Origin of the sequence: Undibacterium sp. CCC3.4 (genome assembly GCF_034347425.1) — a bacterium.
Taxonomy (GTDB): Bacteria; Pseudomonadota; Gammaproteobacteria; order Burkholderiales; family Burkholderiaceae_D; genus Undibacterium.
The window spans coordinates 441,015-465,260 of record NZ_CP133779.1 but is presented as its reverse complement, the minus strand read 5'-3'; the positions used below and the strand labels follow the sequence as shown (position 1 = coordinate 465,260).

At 55.3% G+C, this 24,246-nt stretch carries 26 protein-coding genes and 1 pseudogene; 21 read left to right on the top strand and 6 right to left on the bottom strand.

What is annotated here, in order from left to right; all coding sequences use genetic code 11:
* The first annotated feature begins 18 nt into the window (after positions 1 to 18).
* The 8 genes from RHM61_RS02215 to RHM61_RS02180 all read left to right on the top strand — a co-directional run bounded on the left by RHM61_RS02215 (position 19) and on the right by RHM61_RS02180 (position 8,437).
* Positions 19 to 2,448, top strand: coding sequence for a tetratricopeptide repeat protein (locus RHM61_RS02215; protein WP_322249502.1), 2,430 nt, complete (start codon positions 19 to 21; stop codon positions 2,446 to 2,448).
* Positions 2,445 to 3,566, top strand: coding sequence for a DegT/DnrJ/EryC1/StrS family aminotransferase (locus RHM61_RS02210; protein ID WP_322249501.1), 1,122 nt, complete (start codon positions 2,445 to 2,447; stop codon positions 3,564 to 3,566). The genes RHM61_RS02215 and RHM61_RS02210 overlap by 4 nt, the downstream gene beginning before the upstream one ends.
* A gap of 17 nt (positions 3,567 to 3,583) precedes the next feature.
* Positions 3,584 to 4,615, top strand: coding sequence for a ketoacyl-ACP synthase III (locus tag RHM61_RS02205; RefSeq protein ID WP_322249500.1), 1,032 nt, complete (start codon positions 3,584 to 3,586; stop codon positions 4,613 to 4,615).
* A 63-nt stretch (positions 4,616 to 4,678) separates the two neighbouring features.
* Positions 4,679 to 4,903, top strand: a complete 225-nt coding sequence (locus tag RHM61_RS02200; protein ID WP_322249499.1) for a phosphopantetheine-binding protein — start codon at positions 4,679 to 4,681, stop codon at positions 4,901 to 4,903.
* Positions 4,904 to 4,932: 29 nt separating this feature from the next.
* Complete coding sequence (locus tag RHM61_RS02195; protein WP_322249498.1) at positions 4,933 to 5,961, top strand: ketoacyl-ACP synthase III; 1,029 nt, start codon at positions 4,933 to 4,935, stop codon at positions 5,959 to 5,961.
* Positions 5,962 to 5,980: 19 nt separating this feature from the next.
* On the top strand, positions 5,981 to 6,739 hold the full coding sequence (locus tag RHM61_RS02190; protein WP_322249497.1) for an SDR family oxidoreductase: 759 nt from the start codon (positions 5,981 to 5,983) through the stop codon (positions 6,737 to 6,739).
* A 4-nt stretch (positions 6,740 to 6,743) separates the two neighbouring features.
* On the top strand, positions 6,744 to 7,385 hold the full coding sequence (locus tag RHM61_RS02185; protein ID WP_322249496.1) for an acetyltransferase: 642 nt from the start codon (positions 6,744 to 6,746) through the stop codon (positions 7,383 to 7,385).
* On the top strand, positions 7,382 to 8,437 hold the full coding sequence (locus RHM61_RS02180) for an aromatic ring-hydroxylating oxygenase subunit alpha (RefSeq protein ID WP_322249495.1): 1,056 nt from the start codon (positions 7,382 to 7,384) through the stop codon (positions 8,435 to 8,437). Before RHM61_RS02185 ends, RHM61_RS02180 begins: the two co-directional genes overlap by 4 nt.
* Here RHM61_RS02180 and RHM61_RS02175 read toward each other — a convergent pair.
* Genes RHM61_RS02175 through RHM61_RS02160 form a run of 4 tightly spaced genes read right to left on the bottom strand, consistent with a single transcriptional unit; the run spans position 8,415 to position 10,630 of the window.
* Positions 8,415 to 9,002 (bottom strand): DUF2946 family protein, encoded by a 588-nt coding sequence (locus tag RHM61_RS02175; protein ID WP_322249494.1) that lies wholly within the window; start codon positions 9,000 to 9,002, stop codon positions 8,415 to 8,417. The two genes, RHM61_RS02180 and RHM61_RS02175, sit on opposite strands and share 23 nt — an antisense overlap.
* Positions 9,002 to 9,958: a YheT family hydrolase gene (locus tag RHM61_RS02170; RefSeq protein ID WP_322249493.1), complete on the bottom strand. Its 957-nt coding sequence runs from the start codon at positions 9,956 to 9,958 to the stop codon at positions 9,002 to 9,004. Before RHM61_RS02170 ends, RHM61_RS02175 begins: the two co-directional genes overlap by 1 nt.
* Before the next feature lie 12 nt (positions 9,959 to 9,970).
* Positions 9,971 to 10,402 (bottom strand): YybH family protein, encoded by a 432-nt coding sequence (locus tag RHM61_RS02165; RefSeq protein WP_322251023.1) that lies wholly within the window; start codon positions 10,400 to 10,402, stop codon positions 9,971 to 9,973.
* Positions 10,403 to 10,414: 12 nt separating this feature from the next.
* On the bottom strand, positions 10,415 to 10,630 hold the full coding sequence (locus RHM61_RS02160; protein WP_323503130.1) for a zinc-finger domain-containing protein: 216 nt from the start codon (positions 10,628 to 10,630) through the stop codon (positions 10,415 to 10,417).
* Between the two features lie 194 nt (positions 10,631 to 10,824).
* Between RHM61_RS02160 and RHM61_RS02155 the strand changes: the two genes are divergently transcribed.
* The 9 genes and pseudogenes from RHM61_RS02155 (at position 10,825) to RHM61_RS02115 (ending at position 19,694) form a co-directional block, all read left to right on the top strand.
* Complete coding sequence (locus tag RHM61_RS02155) at positions 10,825 to 11,535, top strand: AzlC family ABC transporter permease (RefSeq protein ID WP_322249491.1); 711 nt, start codon at positions 10,825 to 10,827, stop codon at positions 11,533 to 11,535.
* The gene (locus RHM61_RS02150) at positions 11,532 to 11,855 is read left to right on the top strand and encodes an AzlD domain-containing protein (protein ID WP_322249490.1); all 324 of its coding nucleotides are present in this window, start codon (positions 11,532 to 11,534) and stop codon (positions 11,853 to 11,855) included. Before RHM61_RS02155 ends, RHM61_RS02150 begins: the two co-directional genes overlap by 4 nt.
* A 191-nt stretch (positions 11,856 to 12,046) precedes the next feature.
* Positions 12,047 to 13,237, top strand: coding sequence for a phosphoglycerate kinase (locus RHM61_RS02145; protein ID WP_322249489.1), 1,191 nt, complete (start codon positions 12,047 to 12,049; stop codon positions 13,235 to 13,237).
* Between the two features lie 106 nt (positions 13,238 to 13,343).
* Positions 13,344 to 14,777, top strand: a complete 1,434-nt coding sequence (pyk, locus tag RHM61_RS02140) for a pyruvate kinase (protein ID WP_322249488.1) — start codon at positions 13,344 to 13,346, stop codon at positions 14,775 to 14,777.
* 27 nt (positions 14,778 to 14,804) lie between these two features.
* Positions 14,805 to 15,869, top strand: coding sequence for a class II fructose-bisphosphate aldolase (fba, locus tag RHM61_RS02135; protein WP_322249487.1), 1,065 nt, complete (start codon positions 14,805 to 14,807; stop codon positions 15,867 to 15,869).
* A gap of 94 nt (positions 15,870 to 15,963) precedes the next feature.
* Positions 15,964 to 16,860, top strand: a complete 897-nt coding sequence (locus RHM61_RS02130; RefSeq protein ID WP_322249486.1) for a phosphoribosylaminoimidazolesuccinocarboxamide synthase — start codon at positions 15,964 to 15,966, stop codon at positions 16,858 to 16,860.
* Between the two features lie 2 nt (positions 16,861 to 16,862).
* A pseudogene (gene purE / locus RHM61_RS02125) lies at positions 16,863 to 17,361 on the top strand (5-(carboxyamino)imidazole ribonucleotide mutase).
* An 87-nt stretch (positions 17,362 to 17,448) separates the two neighbouring features.
* Positions 17,449 to 18,663, top strand: coding sequence for a 5-(carboxyamino)imidazole ribonucleotide synthase (locus RHM61_RS02120; RefSeq protein ID WP_322249485.1), 1,215 nt, complete (start codon positions 17,449 to 17,451; stop codon positions 18,661 to 18,663).
* The gene (locus tag RHM61_RS02115) at positions 18,660 to 19,694 is read left to right on the top strand and encodes an L-threonylcarbamoyladenylate synthase (protein ID WP_322249484.1); all 1,035 of its coding nucleotides are present in this window, start codon (positions 18,660 to 18,662) and stop codon (positions 19,692 to 19,694) included. Before RHM61_RS02120 ends, RHM61_RS02115 begins: the two co-directional genes overlap by 4 nt.
* A 2-nt stretch (positions 19,695 to 19,696) precedes the next feature.
* Here RHM61_RS02115 and RHM61_RS02110 read toward each other — a convergent pair whose 3' ends face one another.
* On the bottom strand, positions 19,697 to 19,951 hold the full coding sequence (locus RHM61_RS02110; protein WP_322249483.1) for a SemiSWEET transporter: 255 nt from the start codon (positions 19,949 to 19,951) through the stop codon (positions 19,697 to 19,699).
* A gap of 230 nt (positions 19,952 to 20,181) precedes the next feature.
* Positions 20,182 to 20,703: a flavin reductase family protein gene (locus tag RHM61_RS02105; RefSeq protein ID WP_322249482.1), complete on the bottom strand. Its 522-nt coding sequence runs from the start codon at positions 20,701 to 20,703 to the stop codon at positions 20,182 to 20,184.
* 190 nt (positions 20,704 to 20,893) lie between these two features.
* Here RHM61_RS02105 and RHM61_RS02100 point away from each other — a divergent pair, with 190 nt between their 5' ends.
* The 4 genes from RHM61_RS02100 to ybeY all read left to right on the top strand — a co-directional run bounded on the left by RHM61_RS02100 (position 20,894) and on the right by ybeY (position 24,244).
* Positions 20,894 to 21,244, top strand: a complete 351-nt coding sequence (locus RHM61_RS02100) for a hypothetical protein (RefSeq protein WP_322249481.1) — start codon at positions 20,894 to 20,896, stop codon at positions 21,242 to 21,244.
* A 144-nt stretch (positions 21,245 to 21,388) separates the two neighbouring features.
* Positions 21,389 to 22,729 carry a tRNA (N6-isopentenyl adenosine(37)-C2)-methylthiotransferase MiaB gene (gene miaB, locus RHM61_RS02095; RefSeq protein ID WP_322249480.1) on the top strand — a complete coding sequence of 447 codons (1,341 nt, stop codon included), beginning with the start codon at positions 21,389 to 21,391 and terminating at the stop codon, positions 22,727 to 22,729.
* Positions 22,726 to 23,790 (top strand): PhoH family protein, encoded by a 1,065-nt coding sequence (locus RHM61_RS02090; protein ID WP_322249479.1) that lies wholly within the window; start codon positions 22,726 to 22,728, stop codon positions 23,788 to 23,790. The genes miaB and RHM61_RS02090 overlap by 4 nt, the downstream gene beginning before the upstream one ends.
* A complete protein-coding gene (gene ybeY, locus RHM61_RS02085; protein ID WP_322249478.1) occupies positions 23,774 to 24,244 on the top strand; it encodes an rRNA maturation RNase YbeY in 471 nt (156 codons plus the stop codon). The genes RHM61_RS02090 and ybeY overlap by 17 nt, the downstream gene beginning before the upstream one ends.
* Positions 24,245 to 24,246: the final 2 nt, after the last annotated feature.

Below are 24,246 nucleotides of genomic sequence, written 5' to 3'. Positions count from 1 at the left end.
TAATACATGGGAAAACTGATGGGTATATTTGAACGTTTGTTTGCCGGAAAAAAAGCGCCGCCAGCTGTACCGGTGGCAGCTCTTGCGCCCGTCGTATTGACGGCAGAGGCGCAGGCAATCAGCCTGATCGAGCAGGGTAATGATGCCGAAGACCGCGGCGAATTGGCGCAGGCATTGACCTACTATACCGCCGCCGTCGAGCATAGTCCCGCATTCGCACGTGCCCATTTGAATCTGGGGAATGGCTTACTCAAGCTGTCGGGTTACGACGAGGCCTTGGCGGCCTATGCGCGGGCGATAGAACTCAATCCGAGTTCGGCCTCGGCGTTTTTTAACAGTGGCAATGCGCTCTACAAGTCTGGCCGCGCTACCGAAGCTTTGATACCGTACCGACAAGCGATCGCTTTGAAAGCCGATTTTGCCGATGCCTATATCGCGTGCGGTAATGTATATAACGATGCTGAACAATATGAGGCGGCGGTAGCACAGTTTCGCTTGGCGCTGAGCGTGCGTCCTGATCAGCCACAGACCTATCATAATTTAGGCCTCGCTTTGTTGGGTCTGACTTTGCCAGAGCAGGCGCAAGAAGCGTTTGCACAAGCGATACAGATCGATCCAGGCTATTCGGCAGCGCATATCTGCTTGGGTTCGATCTTGCGCGAGCAAGGTCACAGCGAGCAGGCCAAACAGCATTACCAGTCGGCAGTTCAATTCAATCATGATGACGCGGAACAGCTCAATGTCGTCGGTCAGGAATTGCATGAAATGCAGTTCTATGATGTGGCAATTCTGGCTTTTCGCAAGGCCCTCAAGCTCAAGCCCGAATTTGCCGAGGCGATGAATAATATGGCCAATTCGCTGGCCGTGCATGGTAGTTTGGATGATGCCATTCAAACCTATCGCGACGCCATCCAGGCGCAGCCTTTGTTGGCACCGTCGCACAGTAATCTTGGCATGGCTTTATATAAGCAGGGCCGGTTTGCCGAGTCGATAGTCTGCCATCGCCGAGCGATAGAATTGGCCCCGGAATTTTATGCCGCTTACAATAATATGGCTTTGAGTTTGAAAGATATCGGCTTGTTGGAAGAGGCGATCGACAGTTACAAGAAAGCCGTGGAACTGAGCCCGACATTCAATATCGCCTACAGCAATTACCTGTTCACCTTGCTGCATAGTGAACGAATGAATGCGCAAGAAATTTTTGCCGAACATCAGACCTTTGGTTTGCAATTTGAATCGCCCTTGTTGCCGCAACAAAAGCCGCACGCTAACAGCCGAGATCCTGAGCGTATTTTGCACATCGGTTTTGTGTCCGCGGATTTGATTAATCATGCCGTGGTTTCTTTCATCGAACCGATTTTTCATTATCTGGCAAAGCATTCCAGTGTGGTCGTGCATATTTACGATAATTCTGTGGTCGAAGACGGGATCAGCAAACGCATGCGTTCGTATGCGCGCCATTGGAACCGTATCGGCACCGTCACGGATGAGCATCTGGCGAAAAAAATCCGCGCCGATAAAATCGATATTCTGATCGACTTGTCTGGCCATACCGCGCGCAATCGTCTCTTGACCTTCGCTCGCAAACCGGCACCGGTACAATTGAGCTGGGTCGGGTATCCGGGTTCTACCGGTATGCAAAGCATCGATTACTTCGTCGGTGATGCTTACTTTTTGCCGCCCGTTGAGGCGGAAAAACAATTCGTCGAAAAAATCATTCGCTTACCCGCCACCACGACCTTTCAATTTTTAAAGCAAGGCCCGGCGGTCAATACTTTGCCAGCCTTGAGTAATGGTTACATTACGTTCGGCAGTTTCAATCGCATCGATAAAATCAGCCGTGAGGTGATTCGTTTGTGGGCGAAATTATTGCTACTGGTTCCGGACTCAAATATGGTCATGGGGGCGATGCCGGCCTCGGATCAGTATGAAAATGAAAAATTGCTGGCTTGGTTTGCCGAGGAAGGAATCGGTGGCGAACGCCTGTGTTTCCTCAAACGCAGTAACCTGACGACGTATTTGGAACAGCACCATGATATCGATGTTTGTCTCGATACCTTCCCCTACACGGGCGGCACCACCACCAATAATGCGCTGTGCATGGGTGTACCGACACTGACCTTGGTCGGCGCACATCCGAGCACGCGTCAGGGTATCGCCAATCTTTCACATGTCGGTTTGGCCGAGCTGTTTGCGGCCAACGATGAGGCGACGTTCTTAGCGAAAGGTCAGGCGATTGCCGCTGATATCACGCAATTGGCTGAGATTCGTGCCAATTTACGCGCGCGCTTTTTCGGCGCGGCCGTGTCTGATCCTGAGCTCGTTGCCGGGGCCTTTGACCATGCTTTACGGGTGGCATGGCAGCGCTGGTGCGCGCAGACCCCGACGGCTTCATTTGAAGTGGTCCGGCGCGATGGTAGCTTCACTTTATTGGCAGACGCAGCATGAGCGCCGAGCTCGGTCCTGAACCGATTTATGTGACGCGGCCGGTGCTGCCGCCGCTGGAAGAGTTGCTGCCTTATTTGGAAAAAATCTGGCACAGCCGAGTACTGACCAATGGCGGCCCTTATCACCAGGAACTTGAGAGCGCTTTATGCGCCTACCTCGGGGTAAAATATATTTCTTTATTCACCAATGCCACGCTGGCCTTGGTGACGGCGCTGCAAGCTTTGAATATCAAAGGAGAAGTGATCACCACGCCGTATTCATTCGTGGCGACTTCTCATTCTTTGCTTTGGAATGGTGTCGAGCCGGTGTTCGTCGATATTGATCCGCATACCCTCAATCTCGATCCGGCGCGCATCGAAGCGGCCATTACTGCGCGCACCACGGCGATCATGCCGGTGCATTGCTATGGCCAGGCTTGTGATGTCGAGGCGATTCGCGCGATCGCGGCGCGTCATGGGCTCAAAGTCATTTACGATGCGGCGCATGCGTTTTCGGTGCGTGATGAGGGCGGCAGCGTGCTCAGGCATGGCGATTTATCGATCCTGAGCTTTCATGCGACCAAGGTATTCAACACCTTTGAAGGCGGGGCGATTATTTGTCCGGACCAAGCAAGCAAAACGCATATTGATCATCTCAAAAATTTCGGCTTTCTCGACGAAGTCAGCATCGCCGCCGCCGGCATCAATGGCAAGATGAGCGAATTCAATGCCGCACTCGGTCTGTTGCAACTCAAGTATGTTGATCAAGCGATTGCTGCGCGTGGCAGTATCGATGCGATTTATCGGGTCAGACTGGCCGAGGTCAAGGGGATAGCTTGTTTGCCCTGCAGTGCCCTGACCAGCGCGAATTATTCGTATTTTCCCATTTTGGTGGGGGATGATTATCCGCTCAGCCGCGACGCCTTATATGAAGCACTCAAGCGCGAGAATATTCATCCGCGCCGCTATTTTCACCCCTTGATTTCAGAATTTGCGATGTATGCGCAGTTGCCCTCAGCGGCTGCGGCCAATCTGCCGGTATCGACGCGCGCTTCACAACAAGTGTTGTGCCTGCCGATTTACCCCGATCTGGAACCTGCTGCAATGGACCGTATCATCAAGGTGATTACTCGCCAATGAGCATGAGGCCAAACGACATGTTGATGTCCGCAAAAATTTCAGCCATAGAATACCATTTGCCTGCTGCCGTGCTCAGCAACGAGGTGCTGGCAGATACTTTTCCGGAATGGTCGGCGGAAAAAATTTTTGATAAAACCGGCATTGTGCAACGACACCTGGCCGCTGCGGAGGAGACGGCGCTTGATCTGGCCGTCGCCGCGGCGGAAAAATTGTTTTCGGCCGATCCGGCGCAGCGAGAGCAAATCGATTTTTTATTGTTTTGCACCCAGACGCCTGATTATCTGCTGCCGACCAGCGCTTGCGTGATTCATCAACGCTTGCAATTGAACTCGGCTTGCGCTGCGCTCGATATCAATCTGGGCTGCTCCGGCTTTGTCTACGGATTGTCGTTAGCCAGAGCGCTGATTGTTTCCGGTGAGGCGCGCCGCGTCTTGCTGTTGACGGGTGATACCTACAGCAAACTGATTCATCCGCTCGATCGCAGTGTCCGGGTGCTGTTCGGCGACGCCGCGGCAGCGACGCTGATTGTGGCCGAGCCGACGCTGGCCTCAGCACTGCCGCCGTCCGGCCCTTTTGTGCTCGGTACCGATGGCAGTGGTGCGAGTAATTTGATGGTACCTGCCGGGGCCGCGCGCACGCCGCGTTCGGCCGCCACGGCCGCGCCTTACAGCGACAGTTCTGGCAATGTGCGCAGTGCCGAACAATTGTTTATGGATGGTCCGGAAATTCTCAGCTTCACGCTCAGTGCCGTGCCCAAGGTGGTGGCGCAGGTATTACAGAAAGCTGGGAAAACGCTGGATCAGATCGATCATGTGGTGTTTCATCAAGCGAACGGTTTTATTCTTGAAGCCTTGCGAAAGAAGATCAAGATACCGCGCGAGAAGTTTATAATTGAATTCGACAGTGTCGGCAATACCGTCTCTTCGTCGATACCGATTGCGCTGAAACGCGCCAAAGACAAGGGCCAGCTGCAGTCCGGCGAGGTGCTGCTGTTGGTTGGCTTTGGGGTGGGCTACTCGTGGGGTGCCGGCATCGTGACGATGTTTTGAGCGCGCAGCTTGATTAATTGTTCTACCCGATTTACCGCTGACATAGCGAACAGAGGAAATACCATGCAAGAATTTTTTGAAGGAATGGCGGAGATCTTGGAGATCGATGTCGCACAAGTCAACCCGGCACTCGAGCTCGCAAGCTATGCTTGGGATTCCTTGGCAGTGGTGTCGTGCATGGCCTTGGTGGATGATGTCTACAATGTCATGCTCGATGGTCAGGCCTTGGCGAAGTGCGAAAAATTGTCTGATATTTTGCTTTTGGTCGAAGCGGCCGGGAAGTCTTGAGCATGAGCGGCGCGATGTCAGCGGCCGGTATGAATACGGCAATCGCACAGATGGCGATACGCGGCATGGTCAGTGCCGTCCCTGCTCTGTGCATCAGTAATGCCGCCTTCGAGCCGCAATTCGGTGCCGCGGCGGTGGCCGATATCGCTAAAATGACCGGCGTGCAGTCGCGTCGTCACACCAACTCGCAGCAAACCGCGGCCGACTTGTGTCAGGCCGCAGCCAACACGCTGCTCGACGAACTGGGCTGGGAACGTCAGAGTGTCGATGCGGTGATCTTTATTTCGCAAACGCCCGACTACCGGCTGCCTGCCAGTGCCTGTCAATTGCAGCATCAATTGGGACTGCGTCCATCGTGCGCCGCCTTTGATGTCAATCTTGGTTGTTCCGGCTACGTCTATGGCTTGTGGTTGGCCGGTAAATTACTCGATGGTGTAGCTCTGCGTCGGGTCTTGCTGTTGGTGGGCGATACCATCAGCAAGATTGTCAATCCAGCCGATCGTGCCACGGCTTTATTGTTCGGCGACGCCGGTTCGGCGACGGCGCTGGAATTCGATGCCGCCGCACCGATGAGCCATTTTGTCCTTGGCAGCGATGGTGCCGGCGCGCGGAATTTAATCATTCCTCAGGGCGGTGCCCGCGCTTACCTCGATGACGATGCGCGCTTGGCCGCGGCCGACCCGCGCTGCTTGTATATGGATGGCGCCGAAGTATTTAACTTTACGCTTAGCCATGTCGCACCCTTAGTCACGCAGTTGCTGGCGTTTGCCGGCGTCAGCAAGGAGGCGGTGGATCTGTTTGCTTTTCATCAGGCTAATAGTTTCATGCTCCGGCATATTATTAAAAAACTCAAACTCGATCCGCTCAAAGCACCACTCAATATGGAGCGCTACGGGAATACTTCCTGCGCCTCTATCCCACTGCTCATCACCGATGCGGCTACCGCCTGTCGCTGGGATGGGCAAGTGGCCATGATTGGTTTTGGTGTCGGCTATTCTTGGGCGGCGGCCTTGCTGAACTTGGGCAGTATGCAAGTCAATGCGCTGATAGAAATTTAAAAAGCAGAAATGTAAAATCATGATTTTCCAAAAAGATTGTTTGGCTGGACGGCGAATTCTGGTGACCGGGGCCTCGTCTGGTATCGGCCGCGCCACGGCGGTGTTATTGTCGCAGTGCGGTGCGCAAATCATTGCGGTCGGCCGCGATGCCGCGCGTCTGCAGGAAAGCATGCAGCAACTCGAGGGCGCGGGGCATGTCGCGCAAGTGCTCGATCTCAACGGCGATGATGCCATCGTCGAGTGTTTGCAGCAATTGACTCAGAGTGGTGCCTTGCACGGGATTTTTCACGCAGCCGGGGTGAGTGCCGTGCGTCCGGTAAAGTTAAGCAAAGCGAAAAATTTCGATGAAGTTTTCGCCTCCAGCGCCAGAAGTGCGCTGGCCTTGGCGCGCGCCGCTTCTTTGCGCGGCGTAATGGTCGATGCTGGTGCCATGGTGTTGATGTCCTCGGTAGCTGGCCAGCGCGGCCAGTTCGGCATGAGTGTGTATGCCGCCGCCAAGGCGGCGGTCGATGGCATGACGCGGGCACTGGCGGTGGAGTTTGCGCCTCGTGGTATTCGCGTCAACAGCATTGTCGCCGGCGCGGTGGCTACGGAAATGCATGCGCGTTTGACGCAGTCGCTGAGTGAGGCTTCGGTGCAGGAATACCATGACAAGCACTTACTTGGTTTTGGTGCCGCAGCCGATATTGCGCAAGTTGCAGGCTTTCTGTTTTCCGATGGTGCGCGCTGGGTCACGGGTGCCAGTTGGCTGGTTGATGGCGGTTACATGGCGCGATGAGACAATGACAGAGCAAAAAAATATTGTGGTAGTCGGGGCCGGTGGTTTGGCCCGCGAAATCCTTGGTTTCCTGCAGCCGCAGATCGATGCCGGCCAATTGCATATCGTCGGTTTCATCGACGACACCATGCTGCCGATGGTCAGTTTACGTACCGCCTGCCCGTATCCGGTATTGGGTACGATCCGTGACTATCAGCCTGCTGCTGAGGTGTATTTGTTATTGGCGATTGCCGATCCAGCGGCCAAGTTACGCATTGCGGCTGAATTGGAAGAAAAGGGCGCACAGTTTCTCAGCGTGGTGCATCCGAACGCGGTGCTGGCCGCCACGGCCAAGTTGGGTAAAGGCGTGGTGGTGCATCCGTTCTGTTTCATTTCAGCCGATGCCACATTGGGCGACTTCGTGCTGCTCAATTGTCATTCCAGTGTCGGTCATGATGTGCAGGTCGGTGCTGGCAGTACGATTTGTGCCCACGTCGATTTGACTGGTCATGTGCAGATCGGTCGCGGCGTGTTCGTCGGTTCGCATGCCAGTGTGCTGCCCTCGGTGGTAGTCGGCGATTTTGCTAAAATTGGTGCCGGCGCTACCGTGGTGCGCCGGGTGCGCGAGCACAGTACGGTCTACACCATGCCGGCGAGGACTTTATGATCAGCGATCGACGTTTGCAACGTGAATTCTGGCATTTGCTGTGCCATCGTAGCGAGCTGCCGGAACAGGGCCAGTTCATCAAACTGAACTGGCTCAATGAAGAGCTGTGTATTTTCAATGACCATGGCGATTTGCTGGTGTTTGATAATTTGTGTCCGCATCGCGGCACGCGGTTTTTTACTGAGCAGCAAGGGCGTGGACGGCTCAGTTGCTCGTATCATGGTTGGAGCTATAGCCAAGGGCAATTACATATTCCGTGCCGCGAGAAATTTGCGGCCGGCGAGCTTGATGGCGCCCATCTCAATACCCTTCGAACCGAATGGTGTGGTGATTTTTTATTTGCTGCCTTTGCGCCACGTAGCGATCTCGATACCCAACTCGGCGAGGTGTTCATGCAGCTCGCCTCGATTTCCATGTGTATCGATGGCGCGGCAGATTTCAATGCCTATCCGTATCAGTGCAATTGGAAGTTGGCGATAGAAAATGCCCAGGATTCATTGCATATTCCCTTCGTGCATCCGCACACTCTGGGCCGCTTGGCGCTGGAAGAAACTGCCAACGTTTACCATGGCATCAATTCTCTGGCGTATTTTAAAATTACCGATGCCAGTGCCGATAAGAAATTACGTTCGATCAAACGCATGTTTGATATCAGCGAACAGCATGAAGGTTACATGAGCATTTATTTGTTCCCGTTTACCATGCTGACCTCGACTTACGGCTATTCGTATTCGCTGCAAAATTTTTTCCCGTCCGAGCAAGAGAATAAAACCTTTTTTTACAGCCGCTTGCTCAAGGCTTGTTTGAAAAAGTCGTATCCACCGGCCGCCATGGCACATTTTTTTGATTCATCGGCCAAAGTGAATCGCCAGGTATTCGAGGAAGACCACGAGATTTGTAAAAAAATCGCGCCCCACTTTTATGATGTCAGCAGTACGCGGTTTTTATCGGTGGAGGAAGAAAAAATTGCACACTTCAGAAAAACCTTGCAAGCAGTCGATGCGCTCAGCGCGACCGACGGTTCGCCGGTCACGGCTGCGGCTGCGCAATAAATCCGCACTCTTGCATGCACGCTGACAGGCTCGCTAGTTTCAAGGGCAGGCGCGCGCTGCCGATTTGTAGTTCGGCGTTCGCACTGACTGTACCGGCCAGCCACGCCAACAACGTCTCATCATCGACCGCCTGAGCATCTATTCGTATCCATGCCATCACCTCGGCCAAATCGCGGTCATCAATGAGCGCGAGAATCTCGCCGCTGTGCAGCAGGATCTGGCCTTCGGCAGTGATCCATGCCTGCTGCGGCGCGGGCATGCTCGCGCCGGTGTGCAGCGTCAAGCCGGCCGCGCCGGTGCGGGCGATATAGGGGGTGGCGGCCAGATCGACGTAGACGCGCTGCGGGCCATTTTGAAAATACCAGGCACCGTGCTCGTCATGCAGGTAATTGCGTATGATGAATTGCAAGAGACCGCTGTGGCGAATGATGTCACCGGGCAGATTCAGGTCTTGGCAGCGCTGATCGCGCATGCGCCACTGGCCGCGCGCGTCGAGGCCGAGCCAGCCGTGACAGTGCGGTACATCGGGCCATTTGGCGATGGCCGCCAGAACGAGTTTATCCATTACAAGACCTGATCAAAAAAATGCAGCATTTTAGCGGGTAGCCAAGCCAGATTGCCGGGCCAACTGCCGGCGGCGAAGCCGACATGTCCGCCGTGCTGCGGGTACTCAAGCTGCACGCAGGGGGCTGCGGTTTGTGGTAAGTAACGGCCGGGTAAGAAAGGATCGTTTTGCGCATTGAGCACCAAGGTGGGCAGCCGAATTTGCTCGAGGATGTGGCAGGCGCTGGCACGCAGCCAGTAATCATCGGTATCGCGGTAGCCATGCAGCGGCGCAGTGACGACATTATCGAACTCATACAAATTACTGGCCGCGAGCATGCGCGCGCGTGAAAATAAGCCGGGAAATTGTTCCAGCTTTTGCAGGCATTTCGGTTTTAAGGTGTTGAGGAACATGCGCGTGTAAATGCGGTTGAAACCGCTGGACAGCGCCGCACCGCCACGTGCCAGATCGAGTGGCGCCGAGATCGCACAGGCAGCCGTGGCGATGCAAGCCGCGTGTTGCGATTCGCCTAACCAGCGCAGTAAGGCATTGCCACCGAGGGAAACCCCGGCCAGCAGTAGCGCCGCGTGTGGATGGGCGGCGCGATGTTGTGCCTGCAGACGACGCACGATCCAGTCGATTTCGGTGGCGTCGCCGGAATGATAAAAGCGCGGCGCACGATTGAGTTCGCCCGAGCAGCCGCGGAAATGCGGTACCGCACCGTACCAACCGCGTGCCTGCAGCGCCGCCATGCAGGCGCGCGCATAATGGCTGGCGCTTGAACCTTCGAGGCCGTGAAACAGTACCACCAGTGGCTGGCCGGGCTGGCCATCGAGAAAATCGACATCGATGAAATCGTGGTCGGGAGTGTCCCAGCGCTCGCGCCGCAAGCTTGGCGTTGGCGGCGCTATACCCAGCGCCGGGTAAATGGTTTGTAAGTGCCCACCTGGCAGCCAGCGTGGCGAAACATAATTCATCGTCGGCCCGGCTCAGTGCAGCACAGCGCTACGGCTGTGTTCCGCCGGCGCCTGACCGACCGCTCCGGAAGCATGATGCATGGTGATGCGCCAACCGAGCGGTGTTTTGATATACACATTGGTGGCGACGATATGCACCTCGGCGCGGTCATTGACTGCATGTTCGAGTTGCTCGATGATGCTGTGCACGGCCGTCAGCATATTGGCGACCACGTGGACTTTTCTGGCGACGATATGTACGCTGCCGTGCGCCAGGATCGCCTCCCATGAAGCGCGGATCGCGGCGTGACCAATCAGCCTGGCGGCACCGGGGTGAATGCAGACGATTTCCTCATCATCGGCCCACAGCAGCATGAGGGCTTCCAGATCAGCGCGGCTGAGCGCATCGTAAAAGGCAGTTTCGACTTCGTCGGCACTGCCGTTGAGTTGCTTTTTAGCGCGCATGATCATGGCGACTTAATGCGCTTTGAGAACGGTACCGGGCGCGAGTTTGTATTCGGTGCCACAGTAAGCGCAGGCGGCATGGCCACCGTGCGAGAGGTCGAGATACACGCGCGGATGGGAAGACCACAGCGGCATGGCCGGATTCGGGCAATAGGCGGGCAAATCTTTGGCGGCTAATTCGACGACGTTGCCGGTGCTGGCGGCGTGGGAGGTAGGGGTGGACATCATGACTCCGATATAGTGGGGGCTGCGTTTAACTAAGTGACAAACGCAATTTTAACGGATTGTCGCGCTTTGCTGTCAGCGATTGCAGCCGCTGCCAAGCGATTGTACGCACGTCGAGCGCGGACAGCGGTGAATTTATTGTCACCAAGGCCGCTGCGAACGTTAAAATGGGCGGCTTTGCTGCTTACTTTAACATCATGACATTTGAGACTGAACACGCCGCTACCCGCGCGGCTTGGCGCATCAGCGCCCCGACCTGGTTCGGCGTCGGCGCTTGGGGCTTGGTCGTCGGTGTGGCCATGATCAAGGCTGGCCTGAGTCTGACGCAGGCGCTGGTAATGACGCTGACGGTATTTGCCGGCTCGGCGCAATTGGCGGCCTTGCCGCTGATCGCGGCACATGCGCCGGCTTTGGTGATTTTTGCCACCGCCTTGGTGGTGAATTTGCGCTTCGTGATTTTTTCCGCCATTTTGGCACCGCATTTCGCCAACTTACCATGGCGCAGCCGCACTTGGCTCGGTTTCCTCAGTGGTGACGTGTCGGTCGGCCTGTTCTTGCAACGTTTTCCTGAACTCGGCAACTTCACCGGTAAGCTCGGCTATCTGAAGGGCTTGATCTATCCGAATTGGGCCGCTTGGCAGATCGGTTCCATCATCGGCATCGTGCTCGGTGCACAGGTGCCGGCCAGTTGGGGCTTGGGTTTTGCCGGGACCTTGGCGATGCTTTGCATCATGCTGCCCTTGATTATCAATCGCGCCGCCTTGGTCGGCGTGGCGGTGGCCGGTGTGATCGCGCTGTTGGCGCTGGCCTTGCCGTATAAATTGGGTTTGTTGTTGGCAGTATTAATCGGCATGGCGGCGGCGATGTGCTGTGATGCTTACTGGCCACAATCGGAGGTGCAAGCATGAACACTATCAATATCTGGTGGGTGATTTTTCTTTTGGTATTGGCAACTTTCATTGCCCGCAGTGGGTTCTGGTTGGTCGGCCATAGGATTAATTTGCCGGCGCGCTTGCAGCAAGCTTTGCGCTATGCGCCGGCCTGCGCCTTGGCTGCCCTCATCATTCCTGAGCTCTTGTCGGATCATAGTGGCGTCGATTTCAGTGCGCCGCACCCGAAATTGCTCGCCGGTATAGCCGCGACGCTGTTTTTTATGTTGCGTAAAAACATGCTGCAGACGATTGTCCTCGGCATGGCCGTCTATACGGCCTTGCGTTTGCTGTGGTGAATTGCCCGGTTTTTCATGCCTGGGCGCTAAATAGACTGCAAAACGCTGCAGGGCAGGCTGGGGCTTTGGTAAAATAGCGTAACGTTGACTCAATTTCTCGCCTTCTCGACTCGGCACTGCCTGCTCTTGCAGGGTGATGGTGCTCGGTCACGGGCCGCTTTTCCTATTAATCTTGCCAATTTAATATCACGATGCAATTCAATCGACTCAGTGACCTCATCGCAGGTAATCAGCTTTTCGGTAAACGCGTTTTCATTCGCGCCGATCTCAACGTGCCACAGGATGAACAGGGCAATATTACCGAAGATACGCGCATTCGCGCCTCCGTGCCGGCGATTCGCCAGGCGCTGGCAGCCGGTGCGGCAGTGATGGTGAGCTCGCATCTCGGTCGCCCGGTCGAAGGCGAATTCAAGCCGGCCGACAGCTTGGCCCCGGTTGCCGCGCGCTTAGCCGAATTACTCGATATGCCTGTAGCTCTTAAGCAAAACTGGATCGATGGTGTGGAAGTGGCAGTTGGTCAAGTGGTATTGCTGGAAAATTGCCGCGTCAATCGCGGTGAAAAAAAGAATGATGATGTGTTGGCACAGAAAATGGCCGCCTTGTGTGATGTGTATGTCAATGATGCCTTTGGCACCGCGCACCGCGCCGAAGCCAGTACGCATGGCATCGCCAAATTTGCGCCCTTGGTGTGCGCCGGCCCTTTGTTGTCGGCAGAGTTGGATGCGCTTGGCAAGGCACTCGGCCAGCCGGCACGTCCCTTGACCGCCATCGTGGCCGGCTCGAAAGTATCGAGCAAGCTGACCATACTCAAATCGCTGGCCGATAAAGTGGATCAACTGATCGTCGGCGGTGGTATTGCCAATACTTTTATGCTGGCAGCCGGTTTGAAGATCGGTAAATCACTGGCCGAACCAGACTTGGTCGAAGAAGCGCGCGCGATTATGGCGCTGATGGCCGCGCGCGGTGCTTCGGTACCAATTCCTACCGATGTGGTGTGCGCGACGGAGTTTTCGCCGACCGCGCTGGCGACCGTCAAACAAGTCGCCGATGTCAATGATGACGACATGATTCTCGATATCGGCCCGGTTACGGCCGCGCTGTTGGCTGCGCAAATCAAACAAGCCGGCACCATTGTGTGGAATGGTCCGGTCGGCGTGTTTGAATTCGATCAGTTCGGCAATGGCACCAAGGTGCTGGCGCTGGCGGTGGCCGATTCAAACGGCTTTTCTATCGCCGGCGGTGGTGACACGCTGGCTGCGATTGCTAAATACGAAATTGCTGATCGCGTCGATTATATTTCGACCGGCGGCGGTGCTTTCCTCGAATTTTTGGAAGGCAAAACCTTACCTGCCGTTGAAATTTTACAGCAGCGCGCACAGTAAATCACACCATGCCCGTCGTGCCGGCTAGTGCGCGTCGGGCTCGCCACGCAGTCCCGCTTGACGTCATCACCGATGACGTCAGCCTAAGAGAATTTCAGGAGACCAGATGTTACGTGCCACCAAAATAGTCGCAACCATAGGCCCCGCTTCGAACGACGTTGCTACACTTAAACGCATGATTAGCGCCGGCGTGAATGTCGTACGGCTGAATTTTTCACATGGTAAGGCACAGGATCACATCGATCGCGCCAGCATGGTTCGTCAAGCAGCCGCCGAATGCGGTCGCGAGATCGCCATCATGGCCGATTTGCAGGGCCCGAAAATTCGTATCGGTAAATTTGAAAATAATCGTATCCAGATTGAAAACGGTGACAAATTCATCCTCGATGCCGATTGCATGCTCGGTACACAAGAACGCGTCGGCCTCGATTACAAAGCCTTGCCGCGCGATGTGCGGCCGGCCGATGTGTTGTTGCTCAATGATGGTTTGATCGTCTTGGTGGTGGATAAAATCATCGGCAATGAAATTCATACCATTGTTAAAATCGGTGGCGAACTGTCGAATAACAAGGGCATCAATCGCCAAGGCGGCGGCTTGACTGCGCCGGCTTTGACTGCCAAAGATATGGAAGATATCAAAACAGCGATGTCATTCCAAGCCGATTATGTCGCGGTATCGTTTCCAAAAAATGCTACCGACATGGAAATGGCGCGGCAACTGTCGAATATCGCCGGCGAGCCGTACGGACATAAGCCGATGATGATCGCCAAAATCGAACGTGCCGAAGCGATTCCGCTGCTGCAAGAAATTCTCGACGCATCCGACGGCATCATGGTCGCACGCGGTGATTTGGCGGTCGAAGTCGGCAATGCGGCCGTACCGGCGCTGCAAAAACGCATGATCAAAATGGCCCGCGCTTCCAACAAGCTCGCCATCACGGCGACGCAGATGATGGAATCGATGATCGTCAATGCCGTGCCGACCCGTGCTGAAGTCTCGGATGTCGCCAATGCCGTACTCGATGGCACCGATGCCGTGATGACCTCGGCCGAAACCGCCTCGGGCAAGTATCCGATCGAAACGGTCGAAGCGATGTCGGCGATCTGTCTGGAAGCAGAAAAATTCCAAGAATACAAGCTCGATGCGGATTTCCTGAATCTGACTTTCACTCGCATCGATCAGTCGATCGCCTACGGTGCGCTGTTTACCGCGCATCATCTCGGCGTGAAAGCGATTGTCGCCTTGACTGAATCGGGTTCAACCGCCTTGTGGATGAGCCGTCACAGCATCAATGTGCCGCTGTTTGCGCTCACACCTAGCGTTGCTACGCAACGTAAGGCGGCCTTATACCGGAATGTCCGCACCTTCAATTTGCCGTATTCCAGCGATCGCGAAGCAGTGCTCAAGGCAGCCGAAACGGTGTTGCTCGAAAATGGCATCGTGGTGCATGGCGATACCATCGTCGTCACTTGGGGTGAGCCTATGGGCCAGGTCGGCGGAACGAATGCAATGAAAATCGTCAAAATTGGCGACCACTGATTTTTAATAGTACTTCTGGAGTTTATTATGCCTCTCGTATCGATGCGTCAACTGTTGGACCACGCCGCTGAAAATGGCTATGGTTTGCCTGCGTTTAACGTCAACAACCTCGAACAGGTTACCGCCATCATGGAAGCGGCCAATGAAGTCGGCGCGCCGGTGATCATGCAAGCTTCGGCTGGTGCACGCAAGTATGCTGGCGAAGCCTTTTTGCGTCACCTGATCGAAGCGGCGGTAGAAGCCTATCCGCATATTCCGGTGGTGATGCATCAAGATCACGGCCAGTCGCCGGCAGTCTGCATGGCCGCGATCAAATCTGGCTTCACTTCGGTGATGATGGATGGTTCCTTGATGGAAGACGGTAAAAGCGTCGCCAGCTATGAATACAACGTCGAAGTCTCGCGCGAAGTAGTCAAGTTTTCGCACTCGATTGGGGTGACAGTGGAAGCCGAACTCGGTGTGCTCGGCTCGCTCGAAACCATGATGGGCGATAAAGAAGATGGTCATGGCGCCGATGGCAAAATGACGCGTGAACAATTGCTCACCGATGTGCAGCAAGCTGCCGATTTCGTCATGCGTACTCAGTGTGATGCCTTGGCCATCGCCATCGGTACTTCGCATGGCGCGTACAAGTTTTCGCGCAAGCCTACCGGCGATATTCTGGCGATCGACCGTATCAAAGAAATTCATGCCCGTATTCCAAATACCCATTTGGTGATGCATGGTTCTTCATCGGTACCGCAAGAATTGCTGGAAGAAATACGCCAGTTCGGCGGCGACATGAAAGAAACTTATGGCGTGCCGGTAGAAGAAATTGTGATCGGCATCGCCCATGGCGTACGCAAGATCAATATCGATACCGATATTCGTTTGGCCATGACTGGTGCGATTCGTCGTTACCTGATCGAAAATCCGGGCAAGTTTGACCCGCGTGATTACCTCAAGCCGGCGCGTGAAGCGGCAAAGCTGGTGGTTAAAGCGCGTTATCTGGCCTTCGGTTGCGAAGGGCAAGCGGCAAAAATCAAGCCGATGTCACTCGAGAGCATCGCCGCGCAGTATAGAAGCGGTGCCTTGTCGCAAATCGTCAAGTAATCCGATTACTGCCAGCCGCGCAAGCCGCTGGCAGTAATGCGCAGTGCGTATCCCTATTTTGTTATTTTGTAATAAAAGTATTGAAGACCCCTCCATGACTACCCAAACCAAACCAACTCTTCATTCCTTGCCATTGCTGGGCCGTGGCAAAGTGCGCGACAACTACGCTGTCGGCGACGATAAATTGCTCATCGTTACCAGTGATCGTTTGTCTGCCTTTGATGTCATCATGTCTGAACCGATTCCTGAAAAAGGCCGGGTCTTGAATCAGATGGCGAATTTCTGGTTTGCTAAGCTCGGCCATATCATTCCGAACCACTTGACTGGCATCGCGCCGGAGAGCGTGGTTGCGCCGGATGAAGTCGAGTTGGTACATGGTCGTGCGGTAGTGGCCAAGCGTTTGCAACCGATTATGGTGGAAGCCGTGGTGCGCGGCTATCTGATCGGTTCTGGTTGGAAAGATTACCAAGAAACTGGTGCCGTATGCGGCATCATGCTGCCTGCCGGCTTGCCGCAGGCCGCCAAATTGCCTGAACCGATTTTCACGCCAGCGGCCAAAGCTGAAATGGGTGCGCATGATGAAAATATCAGCTTTGCCGATATGGAAAACCGCATCGGTGTCGAACTCGCCGCCCAAATGCGCAGCATCAGCATCGCGCTCTACAGTGCGGCGGCCGAGTATGCGGCCACCCGCGGCATCATCATTGCCGATACCAAGTTTGAATTCGGCCTCGATGCCGATGGCGTGTTGTATTTGATGGATGAAGTGCTGACTGCCGATTCTTCACGTTTTTGGCCAGCCGATTCGTATGCCACCGGTATTTCACCACCATCGTTCGATAAACAATTCGTGCGCGATTACCTCGAAACCATCACCAGCTGGAACAAAACCGCACCGGCACCGGCTTTGCCGCCCGAGGTGATTGCCAAAACGGCGGCCAAATACCGCGAAGCACTGGAACGTCTGACCGGCGAAAGCCTCAAGGATTGATGATGACAACTTCTGCCAATAAAATCGTGGTCGGTATCGTGATGGGCTCTTCATCCGATTGGGATGTGATGCAGCATGCGGTAGCTGTGCTCAAAGAATTCGGCGTTGGTTTTGAAGCCAGCGTGGTATCGGCTCACCGTATGCCCGATGACATGTTTCGCTATGCCGAAAGCGCGCGCGCGCGGCCTGTGTGCCATCATCGCCGGGGCCGGCGGGGCGGCGCATTTACCCGGCATGATCGCGGCGAAAACCATCGTGCCGGTATTGGGTGTGCCGGTACCGTCGAAATATTTGCGCGGTGAAGATTCGCTGCTGTCGATTTTGCAGATGCCTAAGGGCATACCGGTCGCCACCTTTGCCATCGGTGAAGCCGGTGCCGCCAATGCAGCGCTGGCAGCGGTGGCGATGCTGGCCGTGGGCGACGCTGCCTTGGCGGAAAAATTATTGGCGTTCCGCGAGCGCCAAACTCAGCTTGCGCGCGACATGGTCTTGCCACTCTGAGTGCAGCCATTTGCCCTATGCTCAGAGCGCTTGCTATCGAGCACTCTGAGCAGCCTTATTCTTTAGCATTACAGTGAGTTTTACATCATGACACCAGCCCATCAAGAGCAAGCGCGCACAGCGCTGTTACCGAATACCGCCCAAAGTTGTTTGGGCATTTTGGGCGGCGGTCAGCTTGGTCGTATGTTTGCCCATGCCGCGCAGGCGCTTGGTTATCAAGTCGCCGTGCTGGAGCCGGAACTCGGCTGCCCAGCGGCGCAAGTGGCGCAGCACCATGTTGAAGCCGAGTACGATAATGCCGCCGGCTTGGCCTTGCTGGCGAGTTTGGCCCAGCGCGTCACAACCGAATTTGAAAACGTGCCGGCCGACAGCCTCCGACAATTGGCCTTGAGCGGTTTTGTCGCGCCGTCTGCCGCCTGCGTTTCGGTGGCTCAGGATCGCTTGGCCGAAAAACACTTCTTCACCCGCTGTGGCTTGCATACCGGGGTGTATCCGGCACCGCATTGGGGTATTTCAAATCAAGACGATGTCGCCAGTGCACCGGCAGATTTACTGCCTGGTATATTGAAAACCGTGCGCATGGGTTACGACGGCAAAGGCCAGGTGCGCGTGCGTAATCGCGAGGAGTTGAGCGCAGCCTTAGCTGGTATGAACGGTCAAGTGTGTGTGTTGGAAAAAATGCTGCCACTGGCATATGAAGTATCGGTGCTGGTAGCGCGTGGTATCGATGGCCAGGCGGTGGTGTATCCGATCGCCGAAAATGTCCATCGCGACGGTGTCTTGTTCACCACTTACGCACCTGGCCCGCATGTCGCGCCAGCCATCGCCGACTTGGCGCAAAAAGCGGCACTCGATATCATCGCCGAACTGGCCTATGTCGGGGTCTTGTGCATAGAATTTTTCGTACTCGAAGATGGCGCCTTGGTGGTCAATGAAATGGCCCCGCGACCGCACAACAGCGGTCATTACACTATCGATGCTTGCGTGTGCAGTCAGTTCGAACAACAGGTGCGCGCGCTGGCGCAACTGCCGCTCGGTGATGTGCGTCAGCACTCACCGGCGGCCATGCTCAATCTGCTCGGCGATATGTGGTTTACTACCGACGGTGAATTGGTGCAGCCGGCCTGGGATCAGGTCTTGGCCATCCCGGGTGCGCATTTGCATCTGTATGGGAAAGCCGAAGCGCGCCGTGGGCGTAAAATGGGTCACATCACTTTCGTGGCGCCGACGATGGAACAAGCCCAGCATGCCCTGGTAGCAGCCTGTGCCGTACTCGGTATGGTCGCGCCGGAGTCGACATGAACGCAGCCGCCGCCAGCGCTGCCAGCATCGCGGCGGCCGCGCGCGCGCTCGAGGCCGGTGCGCTGGTCGCGTTCCCGACTGAAACGGTGTACGGCCTCGGCGCTGATGCGGAAAATCCGCAAGCGGTTGCGCGCATTTATGCTGCCAAGGGCAGACCGTCCGATCATCCGGTGATTGTGCATATCGCGTCAACTGCCGCGCTCACGCATTGGGCGCAGAATATTCCTGACTTGGCATGGCAACTGGCACAGGCTTTTTGGCCCGGACCGCTGACCATGATTTTAGCGCGCGCCGCACATATTCCGGCGGCCGTTTCCGGTGGTCAGGATACGCTTGGCGTGCGTTGTCCAGCCCATCCGGTGGCGCTGGCGCTGCTGGCGCAATTCAAAGGCGGCTTGGGTGGCATCGCCGCTCCCTCAGCCAATAAGTTCGGCCATGTCAGCCCGACTACGGCGGCCCACGTCAGAGAAGAATTTGCCGAAGAATTATTGCCCGGCGGTTTGATCGCCGGTGTCCTCGATGGTGGTCAGAGCGAAATCGGGATCGAATCGACCATCCTCGATCTGAGTCGACTGGCCAGCCACGGCCCGGTGTTGCTGCGGCCTGGTCAAATCAGTGCGGCGCAATTGGCTACGGTGATCGGCAGCCTGCCGGCCAGTCCCGATGCTGCTGCGCCGCGTGCTTCCGGCACACTCGAGGCACATTACGCACCGCGCAGCGCCGTGGCTCAAGTCGCGGCTGCCGATCTGGCCGCGCTGATTGTCGCGCTGCAGGCGCGTGGCAAACAGGTCGCCGTGCTCAGTCAGCAGTTGCCGGCAGTCTTGGCGGCCTCCGCTTGGCGTTGTTTGCCTAGTGATGCAGATGCCTGTGCGCATGATTTGTATGCCGCTTTGCGCGAACTCGATCACTTGCAAGCAGATGTGATCTTACTCGAAACGCTGCCACAAGAACCGGAGTGGCAGGGCGTGAACGATCGCTTGCGGCGCGCCGCATTTGATACGCGTGGAGTGCTGCAGCAATTACTCGTCTGAACCTACTTGTAAACTACCTTCATGACCAGAATAAAGATCGCCAGTATGAGGGTGATGATATTGGCGATGATGATAGGCCAGGCTTGCAATAAAAAGCCATAGGTGGCCCAGAGCGCGATGCCGAACACGAAAATCACATACATTGACAGCGACACGCCATCGGCGCGTTTGGCGCGCCAAGTCAACCAAGCTTGGGGGATGAAGGCAGCCGTAGTCAGGCTGGCGGCTGCATAGCCGACGAGATCAGATAATTCCATGGCCACTATTTTACCGCAGCTGATAAATAGTTAAATTAATTTTGGCTGGGAAAAAACGCGGATAAATTCCGAACGATTTGCGTATTCCGTTCGGTATCATTACCCCAAACGACAGTAAGGTGGTTCCTGCGAGCTTTTGGCAGGAACGCCGGCGGCGTTCATCGTCAACTGAAAATGGCAGATTACCCGCAAGTCATGGCAATTGCGCATCCACTCAGTCGCCCAATTTGTCATTTCGGCGCAGGCGGAAATCCAGTTAAAACAAACTGACCCGAATGGTAGATCAGCGGCGCTTGTGGCGCGACTTCGCAGTGTTCGACTTCACCGACGAAGATCACATGATCACCTTCCGGGTAGCGGCTACGGTTATGGCACTCAAACCAGGCCGATGCCCCTTTGAGTATCGGTAGTCCGGTACGGGACAGGCTGTACTCGACGCCGGCGAAGCGATCACCGCTGCGGCTGGCAAATTGTGTTGCCAGACCAGCTTGATCAGCCGACAGCACATTGATCACATAATGAGAATTACCGCTGAAAGCCGGCATACTGCTGGCCGCATTCCCTAAGCTCCACAATACCAGCGGCGGATCGAGCGAGACGGAATTGAAGGAGCTGGCCGTTAGTCCGAGGAAACTACCATCGGCTAAGCGTGTTGTGATGACGGTCACGCCGGTGGCGAATTGTGACAGGGCAGTGCGGAAGTGAGCAGTATCGAAGCCAGGCTGTTGGGCACGCGGAGAGCGGGTGTTCATTGGGGTTCCATTTAATTTTTTGCCATTATCCCAGATTTTGACTTTGACGTTGTTTGCCGCCTATATTTTGCGCCGCACCGGCCGTCGCCAGCCTTCCCAGTGCTGGCTTCAAGCGCGCGCCTGAATGTGGTAAACTAGCAGACTTAAGTAGTTGATTTCCTTGATTTTTTATCTTCCCTGATGAGATTTTATGCGCCGCTTGACTGAGATCGTTTGTCGCCTCGCCCTTTGCAGCGCCGCGTTGTTCGTGCTTGCCGCCGTTCCTGTGCAGGCGCAGGTGGCGCATGAACGGCAATTCAAGCAAAACGCCAAGCTTGGCGTGCTCGATATGTCGGCTTATCCTGCTGTCACGATGGATGGCGTGGCGCGGCGTTTGTCGCCGGCTTCACGTATTTTCAGCGTACAGAATTTGATACAGTTACCGGCCACGATCAGTGGCAATGCGCTGGTCGTCGCCTACACTGTGAATCCTTATGGTGACCTCGATCAGATTTGGATATTGACGCAGGCGGAAATCGCTAAATTCAAAGCGGCGGCATAGTGCTGTCGTATTAAGAATTTGTCCGACTTGGTCGGACGTTCAGTTTATTCAGATGCACCCTCTGGGTGCATAGGCTAAGACAAGATTTGTCCGGCTAAGCCGGACGTTTATTCAGATGCACCCTCTGGGTGCATAGGCTCAAAAATGCAAAAAAAACTCTATATTAAAACCTTCGGCTGTCAGATGAACGAGTATGACTCTGACAAAATGGCCGATGTGCTGCACGCGGCCGATGGCTTGATCAAGACCGATACGCCGGAAGATGCCGATGTCATTCTGCTCAATACTTGCAGCGTGCGTGAAAAAGCGTCGGAAAAAGTGTTTTCCGATCTCGGTCGTTTGCGTGAATTGAAGCGTAAAAATCCGGCCTTACTGATCGGCGTCGGTGGTTGTGTGGCCTCACAAGAGGGCGCGGCGATCATCAAGCGCGCGCCCTATGTCGATGTGGTGTTTGGCCCGCAGACCTTGCACCGGCTGCCGCAATTGATCGCCGAGCGGCGCAGTTCCGGGCGTTCGCAGATCGATATCAGTTTTCCTGAGATTGAAAAATTCGATCACATGCCGCCGGCACGCGTCGATGGCGCCAGCGCTTATGTGTCTATCATGGAAGGCTGCAGTAAATATTGCAGCTACTGTGTGGTGCCCTACACGCGCGGTGAAGAAGTCTCACGTCGTTTCGACGATGTGCTGGCGGAAGTGGCCGGCTTGGCCGCGCAAGGTGTGAAAGAAATTTCTTTGCTGGGGCAGAATGTCAATGCCTACCGCGGTGTGATGGAAGACGGTGAAATCGCCGATTTTGCCTTACTGCTCGAATATGTCGCCGAATTCCCGCAGATAGAACGGATACGCTTTGTCACCAGTCATCCTAAGGAATTCACGCAGCGCCTGATCGATTGCTATGCCAAAGTACCGAAGCTGGTCGATCATTTGTATTTGCCAGCCCAGCACGGTTCGGACCGGATTTTATCCGCCATGAAACGCGGCTACACCGCACTCGAATACAAATCGGTGTTGCGCCGCTTGCGGCAAGTTCGGCCGAATATCTCGGTGTCGTCCGATTTCATCGTCGGCTTCCCCGGTGAGACGGATGAAGACTTTGCCGCACTGATGAAGCTGATTGAAGACATCGGTTTCGATAACAGTTTCAGTTTTATTTTCAGTCCGCGTCCCGGTACGCCGGCGGCTAATCTGGCTGACGATACCCCGGCCGAATTGAAATTACGGCGCTTGCAACAATTGCAGGCGGTGATCGATGCCAATACCAAAAAATACAGTAATGCGATGATCGGTACGGTGCAGAAAATTTTGGTTGAGGGCCCATCGGTGAAAGATCCGCAAGAGCTGCAAGGGCGTACCGAAAACAATCGTGTCGTCAACTTCGCCGGCCCGAAATCGCTGGTCGGCAGCTTGGTTAACACGCGGATTACCGAATCGTACAATTACTCTTTGCGCGGTGAGTTGGTCGAAGAAAATGTGACGGCATGACAGGCAAAACTCCCGTGCCGGTGCTGCATTTTATTCCGCAAACGCTGGACAATACCCAGTTGGCGAATTTGTGCGGCCCGCTCGATGAAAATTTGCGGCAAATTTCGGCGGCGTTGGACGTGACAATTTTCCGCCGGGGTGGAAAATTCATCATCAGCGGACACCACGCCGAGCGCGCGCTGGCCTTGCTCGAACATTTTTATCCGCTCGCACGCAAAGCGGTTTCCATCGATGATGTGCAATTGGCGCTGGTGGAACAAAAAGCCAGAAACACTCTGGCCGGGCGTACCGCGTTGGCTGTGCCGGTCTTGCCGCTGGCGGATAGTCCGGCAGAGCTGGCCGATGTCGGTAGTCCGGTGTTAAAAACCCGGCGCAGCGATTTACGCGGGCGCACGCCACATCAGAATCTCTACCTCAAAGATATCCTTGAGCATGACATCACCTTCGGCATCGGCCCAGCCGGTACTGGTAAAACCTATCTGGCGGTTGCTTGTGCCGTTGATGCCCTCGAACGCGAGGCCGTGAAACGTATCGTGCTCACGCGTCCGGCGGTGGAAGCTGGTGAGCGACTCGGTTTTCTGCCCGGCGATTTGGCGCAGAAAGTCGACCCGTATCTGCGTCCGCTGTATGATGCCTTGTACGATTTGCTCGGCCATGACCGCACCCAGAAAATGTTTGAAAAACAGGCGATTGAAATCGCACCGCTGGCGTATATGCGCGGTCGTACACTCAATCACGCCTTTATCATTCTCGATGAAGCGCAAAACACCACGCCGGAACAAATGAAAATGTTCCTCACGCGTATAGGTTTCGGCAGCAAAGCCGTGATCACCGGTGACTTGACTCAAGTCGATCTGCAGCGCGGCCAGAAAAGCGGTCTCATCGATGCCTGTCAGGTTTTGCAGGAGGTGAAAGGCATCGCCTTTTCACAGTTCAGCAGCGTCGATGTGGTCCGTCATCCACTGGTCGGTCGCATCGTCGACGCCTACGAAGCGGTGCATGAGCACGCCTCGCTTCATTCCTCAACACTCCATGCCGCCCAACATGCCCGCAAAAAATAAACCAGCCGCTAAGCCGCGCCTCTCTTTGTCGGTACAGTATGCCGATCCGCGTTTGCAAGAATTACTGCCGCGTCCGCTGTTACGGAAAACCGTGCAGGCAGCGCTGTTCTTTCCCGCCGAGTTGACGCTGCGGTTTGTCGACGCCGCCGAAGGGTGCAGCTTGAACCACGATTATCGTGGCAAGGACTATGCAACCAATGTACTGACTTTTGCCTACACCGAAGACGAAGATGCCGAAGTAACGCAGGCCGATATCATCTTGTGTACCGATGTCTTGCAAGCAGAAGCACTGGAACAAAAGAAAAGCGTGGCTGAACATGCTTGCCACTTGATCGTGCACGGGGTGTTGCATGCCCAAGGCTACGACCATGAAGATGATGCCGAGGCCGAGGAAATGGAAGCGCTGGAAATCAGCATTCTGGCCGGCCTTGGTTTGGCTAACCCTTACCTGTAAGG